This window comes from Tolypothrix sp. VBCCA 56010 (genome assembly GCF_050875635.1).
Lineage (GTDB): Bacteria > Cyanobacteriota > Cyanobacteriia > Cyanobacteriales > Nostocaceae > Hassallia.
This window is the reverse complement of record NZ_JBPAOH010000104.1, coordinates 20,213-27,973: the sequence shown is the minus strand read 5'-3', so window position 1 is coordinate 27,973 and position 7,761 is coordinate 20,213. Positions and strand designations below refer to the sequence as shown.

At 45.4% G+C, this 7,761-nt stretch carries 10 protein-coding genes; 2 read left to right on the top strand and 8 right to left on the bottom strand.

Going from position 1 to position 7,761, the window contains the following annotated elements; genetic code table 11:
- Positions 1-192: 192 nt before the first annotated feature.
- The 7 genes from AABK37_RS27890 to AABK37_RS27860 form a co-directional block, all read right to left on the bottom strand.
- Positions 193-849 (bottom strand): HAS-barrel domain-containing protein, encoded by a 657-nt coding sequence (locus tag AABK37_RS27890; protein WP_432554746.1) that lies wholly within the window; start codon positions 847-849, stop codon positions 193-195.
- Between the two features lie 95 nt (positions 850-944).
- The gene (locus AABK37_RS27885; RefSeq protein ID WP_039743729.1) at positions 945-1,142 is read right to left on the bottom strand and encodes an NAD(P)H dehydrogenase subunit NdhS; all 198 of its coding nucleotides are present in this window, start codon (positions 1,140-1,142) and stop codon (positions 945-947) included.
- A gap of 4 nt (positions 1,143-1,146) precedes the next feature.
- The gene (locus AABK37_RS27880; protein ID WP_432554745.1) at positions 1,147-1,314 is read right to left on the bottom strand and encodes a hypothetical protein; all 168 of its coding nucleotides are present in this window, start codon (positions 1,312-1,314) and stop codon (positions 1,147-1,149) included.
- A gap of 32 nt (positions 1,315-1,346) precedes the next feature.
- Positions 1,347-2,672 (bottom strand): rod shape-determining protein RodA, encoded by a 1,326-nt coding sequence (rodA, locus tag AABK37_RS27875; RefSeq protein WP_432554744.1) that lies wholly within the window; start codon positions 2,670-2,672, stop codon positions 1,347-1,349.
- A gap of 100 nt (positions 2,673-2,772) precedes the next feature.
- Positions 2,773-3,843 carry an Mrp/NBP35 family ATP-binding protein gene (locus AABK37_RS27870; protein ID WP_039743734.1) on the bottom strand — a complete coding sequence of 357 codons (1,071 nt, stop codon included), beginning with the start codon at positions 3,841-3,843 and terminating at the stop codon, positions 2,773-2,775.
- 200 nt (positions 3,844-4,043) lie between these two features.
- The gene (locus tag AABK37_RS27865; protein WP_432554751.1) at positions 4,044-4,529 is read right to left on the bottom strand and encodes an SRPBCC family protein; all 486 of its coding nucleotides are present in this window, start codon (positions 4,527-4,529) and stop codon (positions 4,044-4,046) included.
- Positions 4,530-4,569: 40 nt separating this feature from the next.
- Entirely contained in the window at positions 4,570-4,842 is a 273-nt protein-coding gene (locus AABK37_RS27860) for a hypothetical protein (RefSeq protein WP_432554743.1), read from the bottom strand.
- Positions 4,843-5,161: 319 nt separating this feature from the next.
- Here AABK37_RS27860 and hemF point away from each other — a divergent pair, with 319 nt between their 5' ends.
- Positions 5,162-6,208: an oxygen-dependent coproporphyrinogen oxidase gene (gene hemF / locus AABK37_RS27855; RefSeq protein ID WP_432554742.1), complete on the top strand. Its 1,047-nt coding sequence runs from the start codon at positions 5,162-5,164 to the stop codon at positions 6,206-6,208.
- 388 nt (positions 6,209-6,596) lie between these two features.
- On the top strand, positions 6,597-6,965 hold the full coding sequence (locus tag AABK37_RS27850) for an STAS domain-containing protein (RefSeq protein WP_432554741.1): 369 nt from the start codon (positions 6,597-6,599) through the stop codon (positions 6,963-6,965).
- Positions 6,966-7,033: 68 nt separating this feature from the next.
- On the opposite strand, the gene AABK37_RS27845 is transcribed toward AABK37_RS27850, so the two are convergent.
- Positions 7,034-7,624: a chromophore lyase CpcT/CpeT gene (locus AABK37_RS27845; protein ID WP_432554740.1), complete on the bottom strand. Its 591-nt coding sequence runs from the start codon at positions 7,622-7,624 to the stop codon at positions 7,034-7,036.
- Between the last annotated feature and the right edge of the window lie 137 nt (positions 7,625-7,761).

Sequence of the window (7,761 nt, the reverse complement as noted above, 5' to 3'; positions counted from 1 at the left end):
GTCGTTCGCGCAGCGTCTCCCAAAGGGAGATGGGAATCTCGTTGACCCCTTTGGGGTCGGGAAACCCGCCCACGCAACTGGCTCCGCAACGCGCTGGCTCCCCCTCTCCCCATCTCCCCATCCCCCTCTCTCCCTGCAAGAAAGCCTCTTCGTTGACTTATAGAAGTTGAGGCGATCGCCTATGCTAACTACCTATGGGTGGATTTGGCTGAGGATAAATCGCAAGCGATCGTAATCGTCTTTGAGCAGCACACTTAAGGTTCTACCGGCTTTGATTAACCATTGTCTATCGGCTTTGCGTAACTGGTACACTTCTCTAATCGCCGCTGCGGTTAATGAGTCTACTGGCGCACCGTTTACAAAAAGTAATGTCCGCAAAAAATCTAGCTCTTCGGTGAATTTAACGATCGCTTCTGGTTCGCATCGATAAACAGCTTGATGAATTTGTGGCGGACGCGGTGGTAGATATTGATACACCCGATTGTTAGAACTTATGCTGTGAGATGGCTGTTCAAATCCGACGATCGCCGCCCGAAATTCCGTTTTCAGCATGGCGAATATCTGGGGTTGTTCCTCTCGCAAATCCTGCAACGACAACCCTAAAGCTCTTGCCCTGTGTACGGAATCTATGGGCATTGTTGTCGCATAATACACCAAAGCGTAAACTTGATTGCCCGATTCTTCATCCACAGAACAAACCCAGCTACCGAATGGTGGCATGGGTGGGAAGCTCAAATCTTCAGGTTCCAGACACTGTGCCAAAAATTCGGTAGTAGTAGTTTCGATCACCTCCGCGATGTGGTTGGGGTGGCGATCGCCTGTGACAAACTGTGGTAAAGGAAGGCGCATAATAGTGCTGAGTTATGAGTTATGAGTTATGAGTTATGAGTTATGAGTTCTCTTAACTCCTCACTCCTAACTCCTAACCCCTAACTAACGTGCGTTTATTTCGCTTTTTTCCGTCCGGCAGTGGTTTCTACAAGATCCAATTCGCTGAGGCGAAAGGTGATTAACTTATCCCAGTTACCACCTTCAAACAGTACGGCTACCTTGCCATCACTCACCCGTTGCACCAGTCCCTCAAAGCGATAATAAGTATCTGCGGGATTCTTAACACGAACAGTCGCTCCTGGCAGGATCATGATTTTAACCTCGCTTGTTTCCTATTAATAGCTTAATACTTGTTAGTTGTTGGTGGATGGTTGTTGGTGGGCATTGGGCATTGGGCAATGGGCATTGGGAATTGGGAATGGGTAATAATTCTTTTTCCAGTCGCCATGCCCCATGCCCCATGCCCCATGCCCCATGCCCCATGCCCCATGCCCCACTAACCACGCTCCTCCTAACTAATATCTCTGCCTCTGTTGACGAAAATTCGCTACTGATTCTACTAGTCCCAAGGCGATGAAGTTGCTCAACATGGCAGAACGACCGTAACTCATCCAAGGTAGGGGAATCCCTGCCACTGGTGCTAAACCAACCGTCATGCCTACGTTAACAATCACCTGAAAGACGATCATCGACAAAACGCCAATAGCCAACAACGAACCAAAATTATCTTTGGCGGTTTGAGCAATATGTAATAATCGCAGACAAATAAAGCATAAGACAACCAGCAATAGCAAACAACCAATCAAACCGAATTCTTCGCCCACAGCAGAAAATATAAAGTCTGTATGCTGTTCGGGAACGAAATTTAGTTGAGTCATCGGACCCTTATTTAGTCCCCATCCCCAAATTCCCCCAGCACCAATGGCAATCCGAGATTGAATTAGGTGATATCCTGTTCCCAGAGGGTCGGCATCGGGATTGAGAAATGAGGTGATCCGACCTTTTTGATAATCTTTCAATACATGGTTCCAAACAAAGACTCCTATTTCGCCGCCTAGCATGTTCAGAATCCATGCACTGATGCCGCTGATACCAAATCGACGCCAGGGGAGAGTCAAAAAGCCTAGTACACCCATAGCGACTGACCAAATTAATCCTAAAGGTCCCAAAGATAGTTGGTCAAACAAAACTATTGGCGCTGAAAGGGGCCAAGGTGTACTAAACAAAATTGCAGCGACGATGGGAGAAATCATCAATATTAACCAGCCTGGGTTAGCATTTCCCCAGTACAACATCCCTAAAACGATCGCACCAAATACCAGTGATGTTGCCAAATCAGGTTGTATAAATACTAATGCCCAAGGAATGGCGGTAATTGCCAAAGCGCGGAAAACGTTATCTATTTGAGAAGCGGTGCGCTTATGTAATAAAGCCGCTAGGGTAATAATTAAGCCTATTTTGGCAAATTCCGAGGGTTGTATGGGAACGCCTGCGATACTAACCCACCGTTGTGCTCCTTTGGCACTTTGACCAGCTACCATGACGGCGATCAAGCTGATATTGGTTATTGTATAAGTTATCCAGTGCCACTGAATCAGATTTTCGTAGCGGATGCGGGCAAGGATCAGCGCGATCGCGGTACCAATACCACCCATTACCCAGTGCCACCGCCACTCAGTGAGTCCTTGGTTCAATTCGGTACTTTTGATCATGATGCCACCAAATAGAGTGATGGCGATCGGTAAGCTAAGTAGAAGCCAGTCTATTTGCTGCCAGGGTTTGACCCATTGTTGCCAGCGAATTTTTGGCACGGACTTTTTGGACGACCTTTTTAACAACATTGTGTGATTTTAGACTTTAGGTTTTAGATTTTAAATTTAGTCAGCACTTGAAATCTGTATTCCCCGGTTGCGGATGGGGAACCAGACAAAAATTAAATTTCTATGTTAAGGCAGCAACTGATACTTTGCCAGCGATGGTGAGGGCGATCGCATACAATGCTTTTGCACTAGCTGAATCTGGTTCGCCAACAACAATCGGCACACCGCTATCACCCCCAACTCGCGTAGAAATCTCTAAGGGTACGCACCCCAGCAACGGTACACCCAACTCGGCAGCAGTTTTCTCACCACCACCGGAACCAAAAATGTCATATTGCTTATCCGGCATATCTGGGGGTATAAAATAACTCATATTTTCCACTATCCCCAAAACTGGCACGTTCATCTGCTGAAACATCCGCAAGCCTTTACGAGAATCTAACAAAGCTACGTTTTGCGGTGTGGTAACAATTACTGCCCCCGCCATTGGCACGGCTTGTGTCAAAGTTAACTGGGCATCTCCCGTACCCGGTGGCATATCCACAATCAAATAATCGAGTTCGCCCCATTGCACTTGATAGAGAAATTGACGAATCACTCCATTCAGCATTGGTCCGCGCCAAATCACCGGCTGATCTCGGTCAATTAAAAAGCCCATTGAAACTAACTTGACACCGTGATTAAAAGCAGGTTCCAGGATTTCGCCTTTTTCGCCAGGACGGACAGTAATTTGGGCATCACTCAGCCCTAACATCGTGGGGTCGTTGGGACCGTAAATATCGGCATCGAGTAAGCCGACTTTTGCCCCGGTTTGTGCTAATGCTACCGCCACATTCACAGCTACCGTACTTTTACCTACACCGCCTTTGCCGCTAGAAACGGCGATAATGTTTTTTACACCACTAATGCCAGTGCGATCGGGTAAGCTTTTTTGCTGAGGTGTTTCTGCTGTGACTTCTACAGCTACATCTGTAACATTTGGTAGTTTTTTTACCGCTCTGCGGCAATCATCAACGATAAATTCACGTAGAGGACAGGCGGGTGTCGTTAATACTAAAGTGAAGCTTACTTTGCCGCCGTCAATTTTGACGTTGCGAATCATGTTGAGTTCTACCAAACTTTTGCGAAGTTCTGGATCTTCCACCGGTCGCAGCACATTTAGAACCGACTGAGCATCGAGGACATCATACATCGTGTTTTCACCCTTGCCGCTGTAATAAATCTTTGCAAATAGTTTTTACTATCTACTTGCATCTTAACTTTATGAAGGTATTGTTAGTTGATGGTTGGAGCGTTGGAGCGTTGTTATGTGTTAGTTGTTATTTGTTAGTTGTTGGTTGGAGCGTTGGAGCGTTGTTTTAACCCTACCCATTCCCCATTCCCCATTCCCCACTAACTCTCTGCTGGCAATCCTGCCTTTTCTACAGCATCAACTAAAGCGCGGGCTACGCGATCGCTATAAGGACGGGAAAACGACCAAATCAAAGGCGATAACCAACCGCGTAAAGTTACAGAATAAGATAAACAAGTGCCACAAACTGTGGACTCTAGTTGATAAGTCACTCGTTCTTCTACACCGGGAATCGCTAGCACGCGGATAGTTAGCAGTTCTCTGGGATTGACGCGCTCGACAAAAATACGGATAGGAATCGGTGACAAGCGTGTTACCGCTTGAAAAATCAATCCGGGTTTGGGTACTAATCCGTATGGAACATTGGTACTCTTCAGCATTGGATGCCAGGAAACGTCTGCTAAATCTACTACCTTTTGCCATAGTTGGTCTGGTGAAGCAGAACTAATTTCTCGATACGTTCGCACCAAAGAAGCACAAACCCGACGCCGTTTGCGGTGGATAAATTTGGACAACCAAGCTTGCATTTTTATAATCCTCTTCCTGGCTACACATCTGGTTGGGGCCCTATCGCAATGGGCATGGGGCAATGGGCAATTGTTTAATGGGCATGGGGCATGGGGCATTGGGCATTGCGAATTGGGCATTGCGAATTGGGCATTGGGCATTGCGAATTGCATTCGGGAGAAATTCTTTCCATGCCCCATGACGGCAGGTGCTACAACGGAGGGAACCTCCAAGGGCGCACTGCCTCCCCCATGCCCCATGACGGCAGGTGCTACAACAGAGGGAACCTCCAAGGGCGCACTGCCTCCCCCATGCCCCATGCCCAATGCCCAATGCGCCTTTATATGTTTATTTTTTTGTACGCCCTATGCCCCTACACACAATCTCAAAGTAATATCTTTTAATTGCAACTTGGTATCACACTTAAATGTTCACATAAATTAGGCATAAAAAACTTAGTCAATATAAAAGCTATACGCATTTGAGGGACAATATCTTTAGTTATGCCCGCGTTTGGTGGGTGAATGCTTGACTGTAACGCTCTTAAATTGGGCGACTTGAGTCGGTTTTTTTGGCGCGTATTGCCTGCAAATGTTTAAGTTGAGAGATTTGTTGCTTTTTAGAAATTGTAATTTAGGTTGCTGAATTTATTATGTTGACCAACTCGCTTCATCGCCAAACCGAATCATCTAAGTCTTTACCGCCAGCTGACGCTAAGGCTAGGGTGAGTCAGTTTATGAAACAGTTGCAGGACAAAATTGCTCAAACCCTGGAAGACGTGGATGGTGTGGGTAAGTTCCAACAAGATAGTTGGGAACGTCCTGAAGGAGGTGGAGGGCGATCGCGTGTTATGCGTGAGGGTGCAATCTTTGAACAAGCTGGTGTCGGTTTTTCGGAAGTTTGGGGAGAACACCTACCACCCTCTATTTTAACCCAACGCCCTGACGCAGAAGGACACCGCTGGTATGCTACGGGTACTTCAATGGTGCTACATCCTCGCAATCCTTACGTGCCAACTGTTCACCTCAATTATCGTTATTTTGAAGCAGGTCCGGTGTGGTGGTTTGGTGGCGGTGCGGATTTAACTCCTTATTACCCATTTGCTGAAGATGCAGCGCATTTTCATCAAACTATCAAAGGAGCATGTGATAAGCATCACTCCGAGTATTATCAAGTGTTTAAGCGTTGGTGTGATGAATATTTCTACCTCAAGCATCGCGGGGAAACGCGGGGTGTAGGTGGTCTATTTTTTGATTACCAACATGGTGAAGGTGAATTATATCGCGGTCCCCATCCAGATGGTGAGGCGGCTATTTACAGCAATCAGCTAGGTGCGCCAGAATCACGCAGTTGGGAAGAATTATTTACTTTTGTGCAAGAATGTGGTAATGCCTTTTTACCATCTTACGTGCCAATTGTCGAGCGGCGACATAATACAGAATATGGTGATCGCCAACGGAATTTTCAACTTTATCGTCGGGGACGGTATGTAGAATTTAACTTAGTTTACGACCGAGGCACTATTTTTGGTCTGCAAACCAACGGACGCACCGAATCTATTCTCATGTCCTTACCTCCCCTAGTACGCTGGGAATACGGCTATCAGCCAGAACCTAATTCCCCTGAAGCCCAGTTGTACGAAACCTTCCTCAAACCTCAAGATTGGGCAAACTGGACACCAAACCATAGTGTTGAGTAGAGAGGCACGGAGTTAGGAGTTAGGAGTTAGGAGTTAGGAGTTAGGAGTTATGAGAATTCTCCTCATCTTCACCATTCCCCACTCCCACTTCCCACTCCCCACTCCCTACTCCCCACTCCCTACTCAGCACTCTTTTGGTAAGTTAAACTACTATGAGAGAAAGCACTTAGCAAAAAAAAGTGACAGTTTTGGCTGTTGCTTGTTAATCTCAAGCATAAGCATTGGACGTTTTTTTTCAATTGGTGAGCCAACTATTTCACTATGAGCTTCTAAACTGTGTATCAGTAGCAAAGTGATAAAGATTACTTTTAAAAAATCTTTTGGCTCACTAGTCCAACGCTAAATACAGCCTATGTCAATTTGACAGAAGCGCCAATGGGAGGCGAGCGTGATTCATATAGATCAAAAAACTTATACAACTCAAGATGGCAATACCGTTATTGTCTTAACTCCATCCGGTCGCCTAGATATTACCACAGCTTGGCAATTTCGCTTGAAGTTACAGGAATGTATCTCTAAACTAAGTCGGCATGTAGTTGTCAATCTTGGAGGAGTGAATTTTATTGATAGTTCTGGTTTGACATCTTTAGTCGCGGGAATGCGTGATGCTGACAAAGTAAAAGGTAGTTTCCGCATCTGTAATGTACATCCAGAAGCAAAACTGGTGTTTGAAGTGACGATGATGGATACAGTGTTTGAAATCTTTGAAACTGAAGAGGAAGCTTTAGAAGGTGTACCTCGCAGCATCGCCAGTTAAAAAAAAGTTATGAGTGAGGAGTTAGGAGTTAACTAAAAACTCATAACTCATAACTCATAACTCATAACTCATAATTGCGATCGCTTCGTGTAGCGATAAGGACCCATAATCGCTCCCCAAGTCGCTTTTCCTTCCGGGTCAATTCCTTTGTCGTAGCTATAAAATTCGTCTTTAGTGGCTTCAAACCCTAAGGATACTTGGATGGTATTGCCACTATAAGTAAAGCAACAGCGAGTGTCTGGCGGTGCAGTAGCTGTAAATTTGTAGCAATTGGGACTTATTTCTTGCTGCCTAACAGAAAGAATGCAACCTGGTAGTAAATTTAATTGGTCTGGTGTGAGGGTATTTAGTAAAGCCGGGTTTTGACCAGCGCATTTTAAGGTGTCTGGATCTTTAGGCATATAATATTGGACTTGGATAGCATCAGCGTCACCTTTTTGCTGTAACCGCATAATTCGCTGACGGTAAGGCTGATCTAATTTCAGAATATTAGCTTGTTCAGCAAACAGGGTAAAACTGTCTTCTGAAAATAAAGCAACAGGTCTAAGCCACATTCGTAAGTGAACATACCAAGCTGGATCGGCGATCGCTTGAGCGCGATTATCAAATTCACCAGCCAAATATTCAGCTAAGGCAGTTAACTGTGGCGAGAAGCTCATATTAATGCACAATTATGACGTATCATAATTTTTGCATAGTTTTGTCCAGCTGAGGATTCCTAACTCTTATGGTGTGTTAAAAAATAATTGTCAAGGAGCGCAAATCAAGCAGCCAATACGTGTGTAAACCTCAACTT